This window comes from Stieleria varia, assembly GCF_038443385.1.
GTDB classification, from domain to species: Bacteria; Planctomycetota; Planctomycetia; order Pirellulales; family Pirellulaceae; genus Stieleria; species Stieleria varia.
Map to the genome: position 1 here is coordinate 1,012,124 of NZ_CP151726.1, position 18,609 is coordinate 1,030,732.

Sequence of the window (18,609 nt, forward strand, 5' to 3'; positions counted from 1 at the left end):
TGGCCGTTGACTTCTCCGTGATCGGATGATCACCCGTCGTATCGACTGGGTCACACAGTATCAACTGGGTCACACATCGCATTCGACCCATCTATGATATCGATTCTAACGCCAGCAACGCAGCAGCATCTAGATTACGGAAGGCCAGGTCGTGAAAAATCATCGGATTAGAGCTATATTGCTTTTGGAAAATGGATTTGGATAGACCATGACTCGAATCTTTTTGTCGTGCGCATCGGGCGAGTACAAACCGATCCGTGTCATGCTTGCGGACGACCTCCGCTCGGACGCGTACGAAGTACGGTCGCAAGAAGACCTCGCCGCACTCGGTGGAAAACTGCTCTCATTGATCGATGATCAAGTTCGGGAATGTAGCGGTGTGGTCCATCTGGTGGGAGTTTCCTCGGGTGAGACTCCCAAACCAAAAGAGGTCGAACAACTGCAGCGATCGTACCGCGACTTCGGTGGGGTGACGGGTCTTTCAGAGCAGCAGATTCAACGTCTCACGTACACGCAGTGGGAGGCCTGGTTGGCGATCTATCACAAGATTCCCTGCTTTGTATTCGTGGAGGAAGTCGCACTGGAGGCGACCTTGATTGAACCGCAATCCTCGCATTGGTCCGCGTTGCGAGAACACGGCCACCACTGGATTCCCTTCAGTGATCGCGAAGATTTGCGAACAAAAGCGATCACGAAACTGCATCGTTTCTTTGAGCGAACCATCCGGCAAAGTTCTGAAAGCCGTATCGAGAATCTTCCATATCCCTCGATCGATACCCTTTTGAAGGGTCGTCAAGCAGATCTCGGGCAGCTTCAGGATCGGTTGGCACCGCAGCATTCGCGTACGGTCAGCTTGAGTTCGATTCACGGGCTTGGAGGGATCGGCAAGACTCGATTGGCGGTGGAGTATGCTTGGCGAAACGCTCAGCGGTATCGGGCTTTGCTGTTCGTGACCGCAGACACTCCGCAAGACTTCACTCAAAACCTATCGGAGTTGGTGTCGCCGGATGTGCTGGACCTCCCCGACGCGTTTGCATCGGTGGATCAAAAAAAGCGGCTGGCTGCTGTCTTGAAGTGGCTCCGCGAAAATGAACGTTGGCTGCTGATCATCGACAATGTCGATACAGAGTCCGCGGCGCAGTTGGTCGAGAAGACGATCGGATCACTATGCAACGGTCATGTCTTGATCACTTCGCGAATCGCGACATGGAGCCCCGCGGTGCAAACCGTTGAGCTGTCTGTTTTGGACGAATCGGCGGGAACAGATTTCTTGCTCGCTCGAACAAGGCAACGGATCAGAAAGGGCGATGACGAGGAAATCGCGAGACGACTCGCCGGCGATCTCGGGGGACATGCTCTGGCGTTGGAACAAGCGGGGGCCTACATCGACGAGATGCAAATCAGTCTGGCGAGATACCGAGAACTTTGGTCGGACGGACATGACGATGTCCAAAACTGGCAAGATGAACGGGTCACGAACTACCCGCGATCGCTCTCGGCGTGCCTGCGTTTGAATCTCATGCATGTCGAACAAAACCATCCGCCTGCCAGGCAACTGATCGAACACCTTTCCTGGTTCGATGCGGAGCCGATCCCCAGCGGCGTGTTCGACAACTCACGCCAGGAGGCGGTATGGACCGAAGTGCTGTCGGACAAACGACTGTTTAAGGCGTTGGGCAGCTTGCGACGTTATTCACTGATCGGTCGGGACCGCAATGGCGCCGTTACGATGCACCGGCTTGTGCGTCAGTTCGCGCAGGAGCAGCAAAGTGATTCGACGTCGCAGATACGGGGAACGCTGAAAGTCTTGCACCGAGCGGTTGCGTCCGCCGAGCTCGAATCAAGCGAAGAAATGGGTGACTTGATCCCGCACGTTGATGCCACGTTGGAGTACGAAGACAAGATGCCTCTGGAGCCGGCGGTTGCCGCAGATATGTTGCAGATCGCCGGAAACTGGCTCGTTTTCAATGCGAACGAGTATCGGCGGGCTGCAGCAATGCTGGTCGCCTTTCAGCGACTATCCGCCGATCCGATGGTTGATGACCAAATGCGTTGCCGCGGTCTGCCGGCTTTGGCTAGCGTGTATTGGTATGACGCCGACTATGATCTGGCGCTCCGCATTGCACAGCAGGCACGTAAGATCTCGAAGAAGACAGACATCGACCCCAGGGTCTGCATTCGAATAGCCGACATTCTCGGATGCCTTTACACCGACCTGGGCTACTTTCGCGCGAGTGAGTACGTGTTCGATGAGGGACTCGCGTTGTGCGACCAGCATCTCTCGCCGACCGACCCGATTCGAGGTTTTTTGCTCAATGAAAAAGCCTGGTTGTATCGCGAAATGGGGCGGTACCAGGAAGCCGCGGCGATGTTCCAGGAAAGGCTGCAGGCAGATGAGATGATGCAGCAAGAATCCCAGGCCTTTGGAATCACGCACAACAACCTCGCCTATGTGTACGAGTCCTGGGGATGCTTGGACCTCGCCAAAGAACACAACGACATCGCATTGCGTGTGATCTCGGCAACCATCGGAGAGGCCAACAAGTATTTTGCTCATGCGTTGAATGTGTGTGGCGATATTCAACGAAAATCCGGTCAACTCCCGGCAGCAATTGATTCGCTGGAGCGTTCGCTGGAAATTCAGATGACCGAGATCGCTGATGTGCATCCCCACACCGCCATGGTTCACTGGAGCCTTGCAGAGACACATCTTGCACGAGCAGACTTGAGGCAAGCGGAACTGCATGCAAAGAACGCCTTGCGAATACGAGAGAGGATACTCCCTGTCCCTCATCCGCAGATCGCAAGCTGTCTCGAGCAACTTGCACGCGTCGAACACACGTTTGATCGATCGGCCGAAAGTGAAAGACTATCGAAACTTGCCCAAGAAATGCGGCAAAAACATAGGCATTTGGAGAAGACTCGACCCACGCAACGCAGAAAAGTCAAACCCGTTCATTGAGCAGCCGCTCGCTTCACAGGCGTGGTCGTCGTCATTCACTCAGTCATCAGCGGCGCACTGATTCAAGATCGTGTTGATGCGGGCATCAATACGCTGCGAGTCCTCATCAAAGAAATGACCCAAATTCTCGTTGTCCAAAAAACTTTGAAACACCGTTTGATCAGTGATGTCCGGTCCCAGTCCCCGCGATTGCCGAAAACGATCCAGTCGTGCAGCATACTGATGAAGGCATTGTTCCAGAGACACAAACGATGGGGGCATGGTTTTGTCGAGGTAGACTTCTTGTAGCAACAGCAAACGTTCCAATTCCTCGATCGGCCGGACGTGGTCATCGACTCGCAAGTCGACCGCTCGATCATTGCCACCGCCGTAGCCGCCTTTGGATCGCACGACGAGAAGCGAAGCTGATTGCTGGCCACGTTTTTCCCCTCCCGCTGCTTGTCCGGCTGCCAAAGCGTCGACGAGGCAGCGGGCAAACGCTTTTTCCTCCCCGATAGATTGTTTGAATTGGCTGGACATTGCTGCCAAGGTTCCCTCGGCCAACATGTTTCCTTGGACGCTGAAGGATTCCTCGACGAGATGCCCCGCGATGGGAAAACACTTGGGACCGGTGTAGGACGCGGCGCACCCGTGATGATCCACGATGCCCAACTGACGGCTCTCCCTTTGGTCATCATCCTTCAGCAGAGTTTCGATACACTCGCTGGCCGTCAGTCCTTCACTCAAGAGCGAGAGGCCACGTCGTCCCATCCCAGGATCGCCACTCGCTTGTGTCGCGATGACACCCGCACCGGCTTGACCGTGAGGCACAATCGTTCCAACAGCAAAGAACTTTGATTGAACCGCGACCCCCCAAGACTCGCTGGAGGGATCATGGGCAACGATAGAGAAAGTGGTCAGAACACTCATCAATTCAATCACAGGAACAAAAGAGGCGCAAGTTCTCGATATTGCCGGAGTCGTATCGCACGGTCAGGGCGACAGGATAAACCAACAGGCTTCGTGGGGCAGGTTTTTAATCTGCCGAGCAACCGGCAGATCTGGCAGGTTGAAAACCCGCCCCACGTTTCGGACACTCTTGCCACTCGGAACTTTTTGAACGTTTCTGCGACGTTCAACCGCTGACACATCTCTACGAACGCTTCACTTTGGGATTGATCAGGCAGTGAAATCCGACACAGGGCTCCTCGGGCACACGTTCGTCTTCTGCTGCCTGTAAAATCTCCTGGACTTGCTGCATCCTGGCCGGATCAAGCGCCGCAGAGATGACTCGCTGTTGACCATCCGGGCCCATCGCTACCGTCGTGATCACCGCGACCGTGTCGTCGTGCTGAAGCGCAGCGATGATGTGCTCGCCGACTTGCTGCGCCGGGTTCTTGATCGTCGTGATGAACTGCGCGATCTGCTTCTTTTGTTCGCCCGTCGGTGTGACTTGGACTCCTTGACCAGGTGATGTCGATTCGGGTGATGTTGATTCGGGAGGAGACGATTCGGGCGATGGCTCGGACATGCTGTGTTCGTTGTGCTGGAATGAATTGAAAGTGAGAAACCGAATCCTAAATGATTTCAGACTCGGGGAAACCAGATGCCCGCCACGTGTCGCGCAATTGGTCGGGGGTCAAAGTTTGAATCCTGCCAAAACCCGCGACCAAATGGGCTTCGATGACAGGCAGTCGGTAAAACGCGAAATCGCCGAAGTCGGCATACATCGCCGCCGCAGGACGATCGTCGTCGCATCGATCGGTGCCACCGTGACCAGCGAAACATACGGCACGACACGTGGTGGATCGGACGACGAAAGTATCGTCCCCAAACTTGCGCGGCGGGCATCAAGGATCAATTGACGGGCGGTGCTGTTGTCGGCCATCGACGCACTTGTTTGGGGGAATCACGAAACGTTAATGCTATCAAACTTGATGATAGCGTATGCCCACGATCGACGTTGATGCCAGCGAGGTTCCTCCAGTATAGGAGTCACACGGCGGTGCAAAGTTGCGCCTCCGCCGAATACCCAACCAGCGAGACAGCCGCCCGTGTTCAAAAAACTCAAGCAAATCCGACGCCAGCGTCGCGAGCAACGTCGGTACCAAAAAATGGGCCAACCCAGCGGTTATCCGGCAGACATGCAGCGAGACGTGGTGGACACGATCATCGGCGTCCGTGACTTTACGATGACGTCGCCCGAGCGTTTGCACGGTTTGTGCGAAGCCGTTCGCTACATCCATGATGTGGGCATCCAAGGCGACATCGTCGAATGCGGCGTTTGGCGAGGTGGCAGCATGATGGCGGTGGCTAAAATGTTGAGTCAGTTCGGGGACACCGATCGGGAGCTGCATCTCTACGACACCTTCAGCGGCATGAGCGAGCCGACGGAAATGGACGTCGCGATCACGGGTGAACAAGCCGAACACTTGCTGGCAATCGAGTCACGTGAAGACGCCAAGAGCGTTTGGTGCGTTTCGGGATTGGACGAAGTTCGCAGTCATATGCAGACCACGACGTATCCCCAACATCGCATTCACTATCACGTCGGCAAAGTCGAAGAAACGATCCCCGAAGGTGCCCCAGAAAAGATCGCCCTGCTGCGTCTGGACACCGACTGGTACGAGTCGACGCGTCATGAAATGGAGCACTTGTTCCCAAGGCTTGCCGACGGCGGTGTCTTGATCGTCGACGACTACGGCCATTGGGAAGGCGCCCGACGTGCAGTCGACGAGTACTTTGCCGAGCATGGAATCGGCATGATGCTGCACCGCCTGGACTACACCGGCCGCATCGGCATCCATCACGCCAGCGTCCAACGACGCGCACGCAATTCGGCACGCGACGCGGCTTAGCCGCCACCAATTGAAACGAAAGTATGGCTCCCCTCTCCCCCAAAAACTGAGGAGCCTAAGCGAGTCAGTTTTTGGGGGGAGAGGGGCTGGGGGTGAGGGGGCAAAGCCACTTGGTTTAAACAGCTAACCCCCTAAATCAAGACTGGACGATGCACTAGCGGTTTGATGATTGAAGAGAACCGTAAGCTGCGTGGAGCGAACCGTGGGCCGCGAAAAATGGTCCGCGAAAAATGGTCCGCGAAGCATCGGGCATTGCGTATTGCCCGGCCGCTTACGCGTCGCGGCTCACCAAATTCAACTCGCTGCGAAACACAAACACATCACCTAGGAAATCACACCGATGCAACATCATTCGTCACCCAAGCTGCTCAACGTCGGTTGTGGTCGTTGCTACCACGACGAGTGGACCAACATTGATTTGGTGGCGTGTGGACCGGGTGTGCGTCAGTACGATCTACGAAAAGGTCTACCGTACGACGACGACACCTTCGACGGCGTCTATCACTCTCACGTCCTAGAGCATCTTGCCCCCGCCGACGCGCGATCCATGTTGACCGAATGCCGACGCGTCTTGCGCCCAGGCGGCGTCTTGCGGATCGTTGTGCCGGACTTGGAGGGCATCGCTCGAACTTACCTGCAAACGCTGGACGCCGCCGCCTCGCATGACGTGACCGACACCCAATCCACCGCCGCCGAGTTGGACCGAGCCAATCACCATTGGATGACGTTGGAAATGCTCGACCAGCTTTCGCGACAACGTGGCGGCGGCGAGATGGGCAAAGTTCTAGCGTCAGAGAAGCCTATCAACCGCGACTTCTTGCTGCGTCGAATGGGACATCAGGTCACGGGCAACAGTAATCGCAACGACGGTGGTGGTAAACCTCGCAAAACCATCGGGCAACGCTTGCGCCAAGTCCTCAACGGACTGCGAAAACAAACCGCGTTGGCCGCCGTGACTTTGATCGAAGGCCAAATGGGACGGGCGGCGTATCGCGAAGGCCGCTTCCGTCAGTCCGGTGAAATCCATCGTTGGATGTACGACCGAGTTTCTCTGGCTGCCTTGCTCGACGAACTCGGTTTTGACGAACCGACCGTCTGCGCGGCCCACGAAAGTCGCATCGAGTCGTTTGATCACTACCAACTCGATCGCGACGGCGATCAACAACGCAAACCGGACTCGATGTACATGGAAGCTCACAAGCGAGCAGCATCGATAGCGGTGGGCAAGTCACAGACCGAATCGTCGTCGGCGAGCAAAGCCGCGTAAAGCGATCGATACGCGTCGGCTTCGCGTTGTGCGGTGTACTGATCCGCCGCGATCCGTTTGGCGTTTTCTCCTTGCGAGCCTGTCGCCTCACGATCGCTTGCCATTGCGGCAAGTTTTTCGGCGAGATCATCTGCATCGGCCAACTTCGCCAGTCGCCCGGTCTGTCCATCGATGACTAAGTCTGGAATGCCTGAGACATCAAAACCCAGCATGGCGGTTCCGCCCGCCATGGCTTCCATCGCGGTCAACGGCAAGTTGTCTTCCGTCGACGGCACGATGAACACATCGCTGGCGTTGTAGACCTGCATCCTCGCTGCGGTTCCTTGGAGGTATCCGAGGGAACGAATGGGAATGTTCGAATCGGGGAACTGGCCACCGCCGAACACCAGGCCTTGCACCTTGCGTCCTGCACTTTGAGGCCAACCCTGTTGTGACAGTTTCTGAAGCGCCGCGATCAAGAACCGTGCGCCTTTGCGTTGATTGTCCAGGTCGGCTGCGCCGAAACAGAACACAAACGCATCGGGGTCGATGCCGAGTTGTTCTCGGGCCGCTGCGCGATCGGTCGCCGCGGCATGAACTTCGTCGGACAGTCCGTAGGGGATCCGATGAAACGACTTCGCCTGTCGAAAGATCGGACTTTCCGCGGCCTGCCCGATCAGCCATCGGCTAGGCGCAACGACGTGCAGGTTCAATCGTTTCAGCAAGCCGAGCTTGATTTCGAAATACTGTCGACTCCAGTCTTGGGGGCCACGATCCGATTCCGCCAACTGGGGACACTGGCCACAGCCCTCGGTGAACCGTCGGCATCCGGCGCTGAAGTGGCAGCCGCCGGTCAGCGGGTTCATGTCGTGCAGGGTCCAGACGATCGGCATCGCGGGGGGGATCGACGCAAAGAAGCTTTCGTAATCAATCAGCTTGGTCACCCAGTGCAAATGGATGATGTCCTCTCCGGTCAACTTGGCATTGGCGGGCGGCCACGGTGTGCGGGGGGCACCCTGGGGCGAAGAAAAAATTTCAAAGCCGGCGGGCCGACGACGCATCGCTCGTTTGAAACTTTGTCGATGAAGTCGAAACCGAATCGCCGCGGCCCACCGAGTCGGCAGGGGCATACTCCAGCGGGTTGCGACCATTGCGTTTGGGTCTGCGACCAGTGCCTTCGGGTCTGATGAGTCCGCTTCGTCGCCCAGTTTGGCGGGAAAGTAGAGCTGTGCATCGACGTTTTGCTGTCGCAGAGCGTGCGTCAGTTGGCGGGCTCCACTGGCCGCGCCCCCTTGCAGCAGACCGGTCATCAGGTGAATTTTCACGTTAGGTGGCTCCAGGGAGGCTTTCGTCGCCACTGTGACCTTGGCCCAGCGGCCTGAGAGAGGGCACATTGCGCCGGACGGAATAAATCCTTTGGCCTCGACGGAAACCGGCCCCCGTTGATACACTTTGAGGCTTCTTTGCTGCCACCCGAAATTACCCAGCCTGCCCGCTAAAGCGATTTTCTACCGTGATCCTGATCTTGAAAAGCGGTGCGACCGATGAGCAAATCCAGCACGTCCTGGATCGCGTCGACGCATTAGGCCTGCAAGCCCACCTGAGCCGCGGAACGTACCGAACGATTGTCGGCATCATCGGCGACGAACAAAAACTCACCGAAGAACCCTTGAAAGCCATCCCAGGCGTCGCCCAAGTCATCGCTGTGATGCCTCCCTACAAGTTGGCTTCGCTGGACGCGCACCCCGAACCGAGCGTCATCGATGTATCCGGCGTCAAGATCGGCGGTGGTAACTTGGCGATGATCGCCGGCCCCTGCAGCGTCGAAGAAGAAGACCGGATGCATCGGATCGCCGAAGCGGTCAGTGCAGCGGGCGCGAACTTGTTTCGCGGAGGCGCTTTCAAACCACGCACCAGTCCGTACGCTTTCCAGGGCATGGGCGAAGAAGGTCTGAAGCGATTGCGTGATGTCGGTCACGCCCACGGCATGCCGGTCGTCACCGAAGTCACCGATCCACGTTTGGTGGATTTGGTCAGCGAGTATTCCGATATGTTGCAAGTCGGCGCTCGCAACATGCAGAACTTTGCCCTGTTGACGGAAGTCGGCAAGTCGGAGCGTCCTGTGTTGCTCAAGCGAGGCATGTCGGCATCGATCAGCGATTTGTTGATGTGCGCCGAATACATCTTGTCCCAAGGCAACATGAACGTGGTCTTGTGCGAACGTGGCATCAAAAGTTTCGATACCGCGACCCGCAACCTGTTCGACGTGGCCGCCGTTCCGTTGGTGCATCAACTTAGTCACCTGCCGATCATCGTCGATCCGTCCCACGCCACGGGACGCCCGGACTTGATCCCCGCTTGTGCCATGGCCGGCCTTGCCGCCGGCGCTGACGGGGTACACATCGAAGTCCATGACTGCCCCGAAGTCGCCAAGAGCGACGGACCGCAAGCCTTGTTGCCTGAACAATATGCAGAAGTGGCGAGCCAAATGCGTAAGCTCGCCGAGCTGCTTGGAAAAACCATCTCACCGCTGCCGGAGACAATTGCGTGACCCGACGTACCATCATTGCTGGAAACTGGAAAATGAACACCCGCGCCGGCTCGGCGACCGAGTTGGCTCGCGGTGTCATGCAAGCCGTTGGCGAAAATCCGTCGGTCGAAGTCGCAGTTTGCCCGCCATCGGTGTATTTGCACTCGGTGGCTGACGTACTGGCTGGCTCCTCTGTGGGCCTGGGCGCACAAAACCTATACGCCGCCGCCGACGGTGCTTACACCGGCGAAGTCAACGCGGCAATGTTGTGTGACGTCGGTTGCCGTTACGTCATCCTGGGACACAGTGAGCGACGCGCACTGCTCGGCGAAACCGACGCCATGATCAGCGAAAAACTCGCTGCCGCGCTTGCCGGTAATTTGGTCCCGATCGTTTGCGTCGGTGAAACACTGGAGGATCGCCGATCGGATAATACCGAGAAAGTCGTCGAGACACAGTTGCGTGGATCGTTGGCTGGACTGGATGAAACACGTGCCGCTGGTGTCGTCATCGCTTATGAGCCCGTTTGGGCAATCGGAACCGGCGAGACGGCCAGCCCGGAACAAGCAGAAGCGGTTCATGCGTTCATTCGCAAACTGCTGGGCGAACTGTTCGGCAGCGAAGTCGGCGATCAGATGCGGATCCAATACGGCGGCAGTGTCAAACCGGGCAATGCCAAGGAATTACTGTCTCAACCGAATATCGACGGCGCACTGGTCGGCGGAGCAAGCCTCACGGCAGAAGACTTTGTCGGCATCATCAACGCTGCCTAGCTAGCCGCTCAATCCAAATACATTTTCAACGGAGTTTATCATGAGTTTGTTACTGTTCGCATCGTACCAAAGCGCGTTCTTGGGTTGGGCGATGGGCATCCTGTCCCTAATGCTGATCCTGCTGATTCTCGTGCAACGAGGCAAGGGCGGCGGATTGACCGGTGCATTGGGCGGACCCGGCGGTCAAAGCGCATTCGGCAGCAAAGCGGGCGATACCTTCACGCTGATCACCGTCGTCTTTGCGACGGTCTGGGCTTTGGTTTGTGCCGTCGCGATGTGGTCGCTCGGCACCCAAGTAACCGAGATCGCGGAAGTCCCTGCGGTGATCGAAAGCCGGGGCGAGGACACCGGAACCGCTGTGATCCCCAGCATGGGCGGTGACGCTGGCGACCTGAGCGGCCTCAGTGGATTGAGCGGACTGCCGTTGGACTCGGACGATTCGACCGAGACTCCCTCGATGGACCTGACGCCTGCAACGCCCGACAGCACCCCTGCGACGGAAACACCCGAGCCCGGCGATACACCGGCTGAGGAACCAACAACGACAGAGACGCCCGCAAGCGAAACTCCCGCAAGCGAAACCCCCGCTGCTGAGACAACTTCGACAGAAACGCCCGCTGCCGACGCACCTGCATCAGAAACGCCCGCCGCTGAGCCCGCCGCTGAGCCGGCCAGCACAGAGCCGGCCAGTACTGAAACGCCAGCCGAGACGGAACCGGCGCCCGCGGAGTGATTTCGCCCAGCCCGCTTTCCAGTTCTCTTGAACCCGCCTGCACGATCGCAAAGCATACCGTGACCTCAAATTCCGTCCGCAGCATGACCGGCCAGGGGCATGCACAGATCCAGAACGAGCTGGGGACGTTTTCGGTGGAGGTGCGCACGGTCAACAACCGTGGGTTGAAGTGTGTCATACGGACCAGCGACTCGCTTTCGTCTTTGGAATCCAAGATCGAAGCGACCGCGCGGACGCTAATTCATCGTGGCAGCGTGCAATTGAATCTGCAATGGCGACGTCCCGGCGACGAAACGCCTCAGCGGATTAACGAAACCGTTCTGGCTGGCTATTTTCAGCAATGTCGGCGCGTTCTCGACAAACAAAACGGGAATGGTTCGATCGATATCACGGGGCTGCTGGAGCTGCCAGGCGTCCTGATCAATTCGCCCGTTGAGGATCGACAGAATGACGATGTGATTTGGGATGCGGTACACCAAACCCTTGTCGCTGCCATCGTCAACCTCAACCAATTGCGTGACGCCGAAGGCGTAAACATGGCGGCAAGTTTAGAAGCGGATTGCCAAGTCATCCGAACGCAAGTCGATGAAATCACCCTGTTGGCGCCAGAAGCCATCGAGAGTTACCGCGAACGTTTGGAGACGAAGGTCAAGCAGGCCTTGGAGAAACACGACATCAACGTTCAGACCGTCGACCTGCTGCGTGAAGTCCAGGTCTATGCGGACCGGGCCGACATCAGCGAAGAAGTCACCCGGCTGGGCAGCCACCTGCAACTGTTCCTGGCCGTGATGCGTGGCGAACACACCGACCGAAAAACCTCCCCCGGCGACAAGTCGACGGCGGAACCGACCGGGCGTAAACTGGATTTCATCATCCAAGAGATGTTCCGCGAAACCAACACCATCGGCAGCAAAGCCAATCATGCGGGGATCTCGGCCCGGGTCGTCGAAGTCAAATGTGCGATCGAACGGATGCGAGAACTGGTCCAGAACCTGGAATAGGGAACAACGATACAATCACTGGCGCACTTCGTAGTGGGATTCGCCAGAACTCCTTTCGCCTGGGATTTCCGCCGAAATCCACTACACCATTTATTGAGGACGCGTTCCTAAAGCGATGCCAGCAAGCCGACCTGCCGCGAGAAGTGTCGGGCAAAGCGAGACAATCATGAACTCAAGCAATGCTCAATTGATTATCATCTCTGGTCCGAGCGGGGCCGGAAAATCCACCGTCGTCAATCGGTTGCTGGACGAGTGCCCGCTGCCGCTGGCGCTGAGCGTGTCAGCGACCACCCGAGCAGCACGACCGGGGGAAGTCGACGGACGGGAGTATCATTTTCTCTCCCAAGAGAGATTCGATGCCCTCAAAGCCGAAGATGCCTTTCTGGAGTGCAAAGAGGTTTTCGGCCGTGGACATTGGTACGGCACCCTGCGGAGCGAAGTCGCCTCGGGCATCGCGGCAGGAAAATGGATCATTCTGGAAATCGACGTCGAAGGTGCCTTGGACATCCTCGACCACGACGAATTTTCACCTATCACACTTTTCATCCATCCCGGAGGGATGGACGAGCTGGAGCGAAGGCTCCGAGGACGAGGGACCGAGAGTGAAGAAGCGATCAGCCGTCGACTGGAGACTGCGCTCGCTGAGATGAGATACCTGCATCGATATCAGTATGAAATCATCAACGGCTCGGTCGATGCCGCCGTTGCCCAAATCTGTCAGATTTTGAACGACAAAAAGGAAGCACAAGCATGCTCGAAGAACTGAAAGAAGAAGAGATCGTCAACAAGGTCGGTGGACGCTTCAAACTGAGCACCCTGATCCAAAAACGCTTGGTCCAACTCAACCAAGGCAGCCGCGCGTTGGTCAACGCCGACACGCACGATAAGATGTCCATCGTCTTGCAAGAGATCATGCAAGACAAAATTGTCTTGAACATGGAAAACGAAGTCGAAACGCTACAAGAACTTGACTTGGATGCCACGATCGCTGCAGCGGAAGCCCCCGAGCTGGACATGGGCGACCTGTAGGTCATGCTCCGCATGACAAAATACGGTCCCCCCATCATCACGTAGAAGCGTCTCTCCGAGACGCTAACCATTCCCTTCGATGATCGATACACGAACGAACGATCGTGAGCAACTGAAGTGGCTCGCTGCTTTCCATCTCATCATTGCAGGGCTCTGGCTTTTCAGCCTGTGGATTGTCACCAATCAGCTTCGCATTCTGAATGCTTTCGACGAGGCTCAGTCGGCAAGTGGGCCAAACGCTTTCGCCTCTGACACCCGTGGCAATCCCTTGGCTTGGTATGTGAAAGGACTTGCCGCATTGATCTCGATCTTTGTCTGCTTGAACATCGTTTCTGCAGTTTTGCTTTTCAAGCAAAAACTGCGATCGTTCTCGCTTGCTGTCTCAGGAGTCAACTGCTTGCACGCTCCCATCGGTACTGCACTAGGGGTGGTCACATTTCTAGTGCTGTTCAGGCCAAGCGTACGCAGTCTGTATAGCGAGAATCCGTTGCATCCAGCGTCGGCAGAACCCTGAAATGCTCACTGTGCGTATATCAGCAGCCGACGCTCTTTTTGTGGCTTCTTGTGTTTTTCGTGGCTCACCTGGTTCGCTGATCCTTGCCAAAGAGTGTTTGCCACAACAAGCACGAAACAACGCGAGAATGGGTGCTCTCGGAAAAGGAGCCGACGACCGCTGATACCTGGAAACACAGACAGAAGTCGCAAAGGAAGCGGGACTGGAACCAGCAAAAGCAATCCCGACGTACGATCTCGACCTGACACTACGCCCTGTCTGACACCGGGCAGGCGGTTTGAGATAAAATCGTTTTGAGGCCGATTGGACGTTCCGATCCAAGTCCGTTGTACGAATAGCCCTCAAAACCGAAGCGTCAACAAAACATGTGGACATGCCCGCATTGCGACGGCACGACGGATGACGAATTCCGGATCTGTTGGACGTGCAGAATCCCGCGAGGGAAACCTGCCGACTTTCACGAGCGTGCTCCGGTTCGACGGGATTTCCACACCGCTTCACCTGAATCGCCTGACGCGAGCTTGCAGACGATGCTTCCTGCCGCGGAGGTTCAAACGCGAGTCATTTGCGTACTCCAGGGACTTACTTCTGTCGTGATGGCAGCAATATCCATCTGGTGTTTCTCAATCCTAAACACGCAGCCAAGAGCGTTTGCGACATACTTCAGCACAGTCTCGTCAAGCAGGGCCGAATTGCTTACCGCTGTTTGGAACGCAACCGTTTTGCATTTGATCGTCTCGCTTCTTGCCTTGGCAGCAGCCGCATGTATCTGCTGTCGACGTGCTTACTGGTTCTGCATCGTCGTTTTTGCGATGGAGTTCTTGGTCTGGCCATTCGGAGCACTCGTAGCTCTCGTTTCGTTCGCAGTGTTCTTGCAACCTGCTGTGATCGATTCATTGCTGCGTGGCCGAACCGAATACCAGCAAGAGATTTCCTCAGAACTGGCGGAACAAGGATGAAGTTGAAACGCGTCTATTTGCTTCCCTTCTTTGTGTAGGCCAATTGCATGAATTTGGTTTCCTCGCCGCCTTGAAGCGTGATGTACATGGTCATCACACGTTTCCCATCCTTGTAGACGGTCGTCATCCTGTGCTTGGCCGGATTGCCGTCCATGCCGGGCGCCATTCCGACAAGCGTCATGGTCTTTGTTTCTTTGTCATACTCACCTTTCAGGTGCATCATCCCAGGACTGAGAGAATCCACCCAAGTGCCAACGTATTTCTTTGTTTCGGGATCGTAGCCAGTGCTTCCGTGGCCCTTGAAATCCAGTCCCATCATTTTCCCTTCAAAGTCGCTGATCAGCCAAAAGTTGCCCAGCATCTTGTTGGATTCGGTGCCCCGGGTGACTTCAGGAGTTCCACTTGCGTAATTGGTGATTTCGACATCCCAATCCCCAACATCTTCTCCAAGCACGTCGTACTCCTGACCTGCGGCGGGAATCTGAGCAAACGCGTTGGCTCCGATGAGTCCGTATGGAATCATCATGAAGCCGAATAGGAACGTAAGCTGTTTGATTGAGTTTTTCATTTTGCCATTCGGGAAAGTGGAGAAACTGAATGTGGGGCTGTCCGTCGGCATCAGTTGAGAGATCAAACGGACGAACGATGGTGATTATACCGCCAACATCGCTGTGCCAACCCTTCGAAGCTCCGGCCGATGAAACCGGGTGCAGTTGGGAACGGGCCGTTTCGCCGCATCGGTCGGATCACCGAAGTGGTTTTCGGCGGGTTCAAACTGACCTCGGTCGATGCAACCGAGGAGAGTTGCGGCGTATGGCATTTCACATCGGCATTCATCGGCGAGATTCCGTCTGACCAAATTGAATGGGACCAATAGGACAAATGCGACCAATAAGACCCATCGATCCTAGAAGTCCCATAGGTCTCATCGATCGGATTTGCCAGATCTCTTCTCTCTCTGCCACTGAAGTTGGACAAACTTCTTTGTCAAGCGAAAAGCTGGCTGAATTGGCGCGGCCCTCTTGCCAGTCGATAATGCTTGGGAAAGGATCGTCCCAACATGCATGAAACCTCGCTTAGTCTACTCGAACGCCTTCGCCAGTCCTCAGAAAACGAGGCCTGGAATCGGTTAGCAGGTCTCTACACGCCGCTGATTCGGGCGTGGTTGCGACGATACGACGTTCAGGAGTGCGACGCGAACGACCTCGTTCAAGAAGTTTTGCTATCCGTATCCAAAGATCTCGGCAAGTTTGAGCATCGCGGGCATCCGGGCGCATTTCGTGGATGGCTGAAGGCGATTTTGATCAACCGGTTGAGGAAGTTTTGGCGAGCACGGGACCATCGTCCCCTGGCACGGGGCGACTCGGATATCGACGCTAGGCTGGCGCTATTGGACGACCCGGCTAGCGAAATGAGCCTGATCTGGAATCGCGAGCATGACCAATATGTCCTCCGGCAACTCCTGACGCTTGCGGAGCCGCATTTCGAGCCGAATACCTGGACGGCCTTCTGTAAGGTGGCATTGGAAGGAGCGAAACCGGATGTGGTAGCTCAGGAAATGGGAATTTCCTTGAACGCGGTCTGCCTCGCTAAGTCTCGTGTCACCAGGAGGTTACGCCAAGACTCGGCAGGCCTGATCGAATCGTCGTCAAGTTTTTTCACAAAGAGCTGACAAGATTTGTCGCGAGCGGGTCTTGGTCACTAGAAGCGATTCGTTCGGTCCGAACGAAGCCTGCAACGCTGAATCGTTGACCAACATCAAAGCGTTGTGTGTCCACGACAGAGCTGTTATCCGAGAGATGTCCCATGCCGAAACTTACCGACCACCCGAGCCGAGAAGAATTGAGTGCCTACAGCCTTGGGCAATTGCCGGAGGAAAGAGCGGTCACTATCGACAGTCACATCATCGCATGCGAGCCTTGCTGCGAGACGATCGTTGAACTGTCATCCGAAGACACATTCGCAGGCTTGTTGCAAGAAGCTGGCCGATTGCCGACGGATCAGACGGCTGATCACGACAGTGCAACTGCAAACTCGGCTTCATTCGACGATATCCCTCAACCTCTGAGCGAACATCCGCGTTACGAGGTTATGAGTCTGATCGGCAAAGGTGGCATGGGCGACGTGTATCTGGCTCGCCACCGTAAAATGGAACGTACCGTGGCACTGAAGGTAATCAATCGCGGTCTGGTCCGAAAAGTTGAAGCCATCGATCGTTTCCATCGTGAAGTCAAAACGGCCGCGCAACTTTCTCATTCAAACATTGTCACCGCATACGACGCCGATCATGCCGGCGACTTTCACTTCATGGTGATGGAGTTCGTTGACGGAGTTGATTTGTCTCAAATGGTCAAAGACCGGGGCGCATTACCAGTCGCCGAAGCATGCGACTACATCCGCCAGGCGGCAATTGGGCTGCAGCATGCACATGAGCGTGGCATGGTGCATCGCGATATGAAACCGCACAATCTGATGGTGACTGCGGATGGCACCGTCAAGATCCTCGATTTCGGTCTTGCTTCTCTTACGCCCTCAGCGATTGCAGGCGCCGACACGGTTGAAGCTCACAGCGAACTAACTGCAGTTGGCGCGATCATGGGGACTCCAGACTATATTTCGCCAGAACAGGCCAAGGACGCTCGCAACGCTGACATTCGCAGCGACATCTACAGCCTTGGAGCAACGCTTTACTACCTGCTATCTGGTCGAGTGCCGTTTGACGAGGGCAGCGTCATGCACAAACTCAGAAGTCATGCACAGGTCGAACCCGCTCCATTGAATTCGGTGCGCGAGGATGTTCCCGAAGAACTTGTGGCCATCACGTCCCGGATGATGGCGAAAGATCCTATCGAGCGTTTTCAGACGCCAGCCGAAGTCGTTGAAGCACTGGAGACCGTGCTAAAAGAACCGCAACCCGTCAAATCGCAAGAGCGAGTGCTGCAGGTCCAGCCCAGTCGACGGCGGATCGGTTGGATTCCGTTGACGGCCATCGCGACCATTTTCCTCGCGGTGATCTTTGCGGGCATTGTTTACTTCATCGAGACGAATAACGGCATTGTTCGCGTCGAGGTCGTCGACGATTCGCTGACTGTCGAAATCAGTGGTCAGACAATCACCGCGGGGGATGGCAACAAGACGCCGCTGGAAATCCGTGCAGGCGATTGTGTGCTAAAAGTTCGGCAAGGCGATTTCGAGTTCGAGACGGATCGATTTCAAATTCGCCGTGGAGATGAGATCGCCTTCAAAGTCGAAATGCTCAAAGGTGAGATCATGGTCCGCAAGGATGGCGAGCCGTTCCATTCGAAGGTTCTGTCAGATGATATTGAGGTGCGGCAAATCCTCGATCGAATGGCGAAAGCGTACGCCGAGTGCAAGTCATACCGTGATTCCGGCGTCATCAAGTCTTTGTTTTATAGAAGTACTGACTCACCCGAATGGACTGTCGAGCATTCCTTTACCACTGCATTTCTGCGTCCCGATCGGTTTCGATTCGAAATCAAAAACGAGGACAACAGGATGTTGATCTCTGCCAACGAGCAAAACATCCAAACATGGTGGGACGTTGAACCGGGTGTCAAGAAACCAACGTCACTGGAGTTCGCCTTGGCTCAAGCCAATGGTTTCATTGGGGGAGATGCCGGTCGCATTCCCGCCATGCTCATGCCGCAACAACTTGAGCTTTCGGGTGGCTTGGAACTCATCGACCCGAAACAGATCGAAGACGGTAAGCTGCAGAACGTTGAGTGCTTTCGATTGGAATACAACTTCCGCGACGAGCAATTCACACTGTGGATCGATAAGCAGTCCTATCTCGTACGACGGATTGACGAGCGGATCAAAGTGGACAGCATTCGCATCGAGCGGACAACGAACTACGATCCGACGATCGATAGCAAGATCACGGACCAGATGCTCGAATTCGATCCGCCTTCTCCGCAAGCCGCCGATGACGGCGCGAATACGCTTTCATCCAGGTTGCCGGGGACACAATGAGCTGTCCCCACAAAGTGCTCTGTCCCAGCGTG

At 56.0% G+C, this 18,609-nt stretch carries 19 protein-coding genes; 15 read left to right on the forward strand and 4 right to left on the reverse strand.

Annotated elements, in window-relative coordinates; translation table 11 throughout:
• The first annotated feature begins 208 nt into the window (after positions 1-208).
• Positions 209-2,962 carry a tetratricopeptide repeat protein gene (locus Pla52nx_RS03535; RefSeq protein ID WP_146518305.1) on the forward strand — a complete coding sequence of 918 codons (2,754 nt, stop codon included), beginning with the start codon at positions 209-211 and terminating at the stop codon, positions 2,960-2,962.
• 39 nt (positions 2,963-3,001) lie between these two features.
• Here Pla52nx_RS03535 and Pla52nx_RS03540 read toward each other — a convergent pair whose 3' ends face one another.
• Both Pla52nx_RS03540 and Pla52nx_RS03545 read right to left on the reverse strand, forming a co-directional pair.
• A complete protein-coding gene (locus Pla52nx_RS03540; RefSeq protein WP_146518306.1) occupies positions 3,002-3,871 on the reverse strand; it encodes a DUF1028 domain-containing protein in 870 nt (289 codons plus the stop codon).
• Between the two features lie 223 nt (positions 3,872-4,094).
• Positions 4,095-4,472 (reverse strand): hypothetical protein, encoded by a 378-nt coding sequence (locus Pla52nx_RS03545; protein WP_231741688.1) that lies wholly within the window; start codon positions 4,470-4,472, stop codon positions 4,095-4,097.
• A 115-nt stretch (positions 4,473-4,587) separates the two neighbouring features.
• Here Pla52nx_RS03545 and Pla52nx_RS03550 point away from each other — a divergent pair, with 115 nt between their 5' ends.
• The 3 genes from Pla52nx_RS03550 to Pla52nx_RS03560 all read left to right on the forward strand — a co-directional run bounded on the left by Pla52nx_RS03550 (position 4,588) and on the right by Pla52nx_RS03560 (position 7,066).
• Positions 4,588-4,806: a hypothetical protein gene (locus Pla52nx_RS03550; RefSeq protein ID WP_146518307.1), complete on the forward strand. Its 219-nt coding sequence runs from the start codon at positions 4,588-4,590 to the stop codon at positions 4,804-4,806.
• Positions 4,807-4,995: 189 nt separating this feature from the next.
• Complete coding sequence (locus Pla52nx_RS03555) at positions 4,996-5,799, forward strand: TylF/MycF/NovP-related O-methyltransferase (RefSeq protein WP_197454261.1); 804 nt, start codon at positions 4,996-4,998, stop codon at positions 5,797-5,799.
• A gap of 340 nt (positions 5,800-6,139) precedes the next feature.
• Entirely contained in the window at positions 6,140-7,066 is a 927-nt protein-coding gene (locus Pla52nx_RS03560) for a class I SAM-dependent methyltransferase (protein ID WP_146518308.1), read from the forward strand.
• On the opposite strand, the gene Pla52nx_RS03565 is transcribed toward Pla52nx_RS03560, so the two are convergent.
• Positions 6,994-8,370 carry a glycosyltransferase gene (locus tag Pla52nx_RS03565; protein WP_197454262.1) on the reverse strand — a complete coding sequence of 459 codons (1,377 nt, stop codon included), beginning with the start codon at positions 8,368-8,370 and terminating at the stop codon, positions 6,994-6,996. The two genes, Pla52nx_RS03560 and Pla52nx_RS03565, sit on opposite strands and share 73 nt — an antisense overlap.
• Before the next feature lie 188 nt (positions 8,371-8,558).
• On the opposite strand from Pla52nx_RS03565, the gene aroF reads away from it, so the two are divergent.
• The 8 genes from aroF (at position 8,559) to Pla52nx_RS03605 (ending at position 14,584) form a co-directional block, all read left to right on the forward strand.
• Entirely contained in the window at positions 8,559-9,596 is a 1,038-nt protein-coding gene (gene aroF, locus Pla52nx_RS03570; RefSeq protein WP_146518310.1) for a 3-deoxy-7-phosphoheptulonate synthase, read from the forward strand.
• Entirely contained in the window at positions 9,593-10,348 is a 756-nt protein-coding gene (tpiA, locus tag Pla52nx_RS03575) for a triose-phosphate isomerase (protein WP_146518311.1), read from the forward strand. Before aroF ends, tpiA begins: the two co-directional genes overlap by 4 nt.
• A 40-nt stretch (positions 10,349-10,388) precedes the next feature.
• On the forward strand, positions 10,389-11,081 hold the full coding sequence (secG, locus tag Pla52nx_RS03580; protein ID WP_197454263.1) for a preprotein translocase subunit SecG: 693 nt from the start codon (positions 10,389-10,391) through the stop codon (positions 11,079-11,081).
• A gap of 59 nt (positions 11,082-11,140) precedes the next feature.
• Positions 11,141-12,082, forward strand: coding sequence for a YicC/YloC family endoribonuclease (locus tag Pla52nx_RS03585; protein WP_146518312.1), 942 nt, complete (start codon positions 11,141-11,143; stop codon positions 12,080-12,082).
• Positions 12,083-12,248: 166 nt separating this feature from the next.
• On the forward strand, positions 12,249-12,848 hold the full coding sequence (gmk, locus tag Pla52nx_RS03590; RefSeq protein WP_146518313.1) for a guanylate kinase: 600 nt from the start codon (positions 12,249-12,251) through the stop codon (positions 12,846-12,848).
• Positions 12,833-13,111 carry a DNA-directed RNA polymerase subunit omega gene (locus Pla52nx_RS03595; RefSeq protein WP_146518314.1) on the forward strand — a complete coding sequence of 93 codons (279 nt, stop codon included), beginning with the start codon at positions 12,833-12,835 and terminating at the stop codon, positions 13,109-13,111. Before gmk ends, Pla52nx_RS03595 begins: the two co-directional genes overlap by 16 nt.
• Before the next feature lie 79 nt (positions 13,112-13,190).
• Positions 13,191-13,625, forward strand: a complete 435-nt coding sequence (locus tag Pla52nx_RS03600; protein ID WP_146518315.1) for a hypothetical protein — start codon at positions 13,191-13,193, stop codon at positions 13,623-13,625.
• A 692-nt stretch (positions 13,626-14,317) separates the two neighbouring features.
• Positions 14,318-14,584 carry a hypothetical protein gene (locus Pla52nx_RS03605; RefSeq protein WP_146518316.1) on the forward strand — a complete coding sequence of 89 codons (267 nt, stop codon included), beginning with the start codon at positions 14,318-14,320 and terminating at the stop codon, positions 14,582-14,584.
• A 13-nt stretch (positions 14,585-14,597) separates the two neighbouring features.
• On the opposite strand, the gene Pla52nx_RS03610 is transcribed toward Pla52nx_RS03605, so the two are convergent.
• The gene (locus Pla52nx_RS03610) at positions 14,598-15,152 is read right to left on the reverse strand and encodes a DUF1579 domain-containing protein (RefSeq protein ID WP_197454264.1); all 555 of its coding nucleotides are present in this window, start codon (positions 15,150-15,152) and stop codon (positions 14,598-14,600) included.
• A gap of 129 nt (positions 15,153-15,281) precedes the next feature.
• Here Pla52nx_RS03610 and Pla52nx_RS03615 point away from each other — a divergent pair, with 129 nt between their 5' ends.
• The 3 genes from Pla52nx_RS03615 to Pla52nx_RS03625 all read left to right on the forward strand — a co-directional run bounded on the left by Pla52nx_RS03615 (position 15,282) and on the right by Pla52nx_RS03625 (position 18,577).
• Positions 15,282-15,461, forward strand: coding sequence for a hypothetical protein (locus Pla52nx_RS03615; protein ID WP_146518318.1), 180 nt, complete (start codon positions 15,282-15,284; stop codon positions 15,459-15,461).
• A 183-nt stretch (positions 15,462-15,644) separates the two neighbouring features.
• Complete coding sequence (locus tag Pla52nx_RS03620; protein ID WP_146518319.1) at positions 15,645-16,256, forward strand: RNA polymerase sigma factor; 612 nt, start codon at positions 15,645-15,647, stop codon at positions 16,254-16,256.
• 134 nt (positions 16,257-16,390) lie between these two features.
• Entirely contained in the window at positions 16,391-18,577 is a 2,187-nt protein-coding gene (locus tag Pla52nx_RS03625) for a serine/threonine protein kinase (RefSeq protein ID WP_146518320.1), read from the forward strand.
• The last annotated feature ends 32 nt before the right edge of the window (positions 18,578-18,609 follow it).

Bases quoted from the DNA above. Each gene is read 5' to 3' on its own strand.
- Pla52nx_RS03535 (WP_146518305.1), top strand. From the start codon at position 209: ATGACTCGAATCTTTTTGTCGTGCGCATCGGGCGAGTACAAACCGATC.
- Pla52nx_RS03540 (WP_146518306.1), bottom strand. From the start codon at position 3,871: ATGAGTGTTCTGACCACTTTCTCTATCGTTGCCCATGATCCCTCCAGC.
- Pla52nx_RS03545 (WP_231741688.1), bottom strand. From the start codon at position 4,472: ATGTCCGAGCCATCGCCCGAATCGTCTCCTCCCGAATCAACATCACCC.
- Pla52nx_RS03560 (WP_146518308.1), top strand. From the start codon at position 6,140: ATGCAACATCATTCGTCACCCAAGCTGCTCAACGTCGGTTGTGGTCGT.
- secG (WP_197454263.1), top strand. From the start codon at position 10,389: ATGAGTTTGTTACTGTTCGCATCGTACCAAAGCGCGTTCTTGGGTTGG.
- gmk (WP_146518313.1), top strand. From the start codon at position 12,249: ATGAACTCAAGCAATGCTCAATTGATTATCATCTCTGGTCCGAGCGGG.
- Pla52nx_RS03595 (WP_146518314.1), top strand. From the start codon at position 12,833: ATGCTCGAAGAACTGAAAGAAGAAGAGATCGTCAACAAGGTCGGTGGA.
- Pla52nx_RS03600 (WP_146518315.1), top strand. From the start codon at position 13,191: ATGATCGATACACGAACGAACGATCGTGAGCAACTGAAGTGGCTCGCT.
- Pla52nx_RS03610 (WP_197454264.1), bottom strand. From the start codon at position 15,152: ATGAAAAACTCAATCAAACAGCTTACGTTCCTATTCGGCTTCATGATG.
- Pla52nx_RS03615 (WP_146518318.1), top strand. From the start codon at position 15,282: ATGAAACCGGGTGCAGTTGGGAACGGGCCGTTTCGCCGCATCGGTCGG.
- Pla52nx_RS03620 (WP_146518319.1), top strand. From the start codon at position 15,645: ATGCATGAAACCTCGCTTAGTCTACTCGAACGCCTTCGCCAGTCCTCA.
- Pla52nx_RS03625 (WP_146518320.1), top strand. From the start codon at position 16,391: ATGCCGAAACTTACCGACCACCCGAGCCGAGAAGAATTGAGTGCCTAC.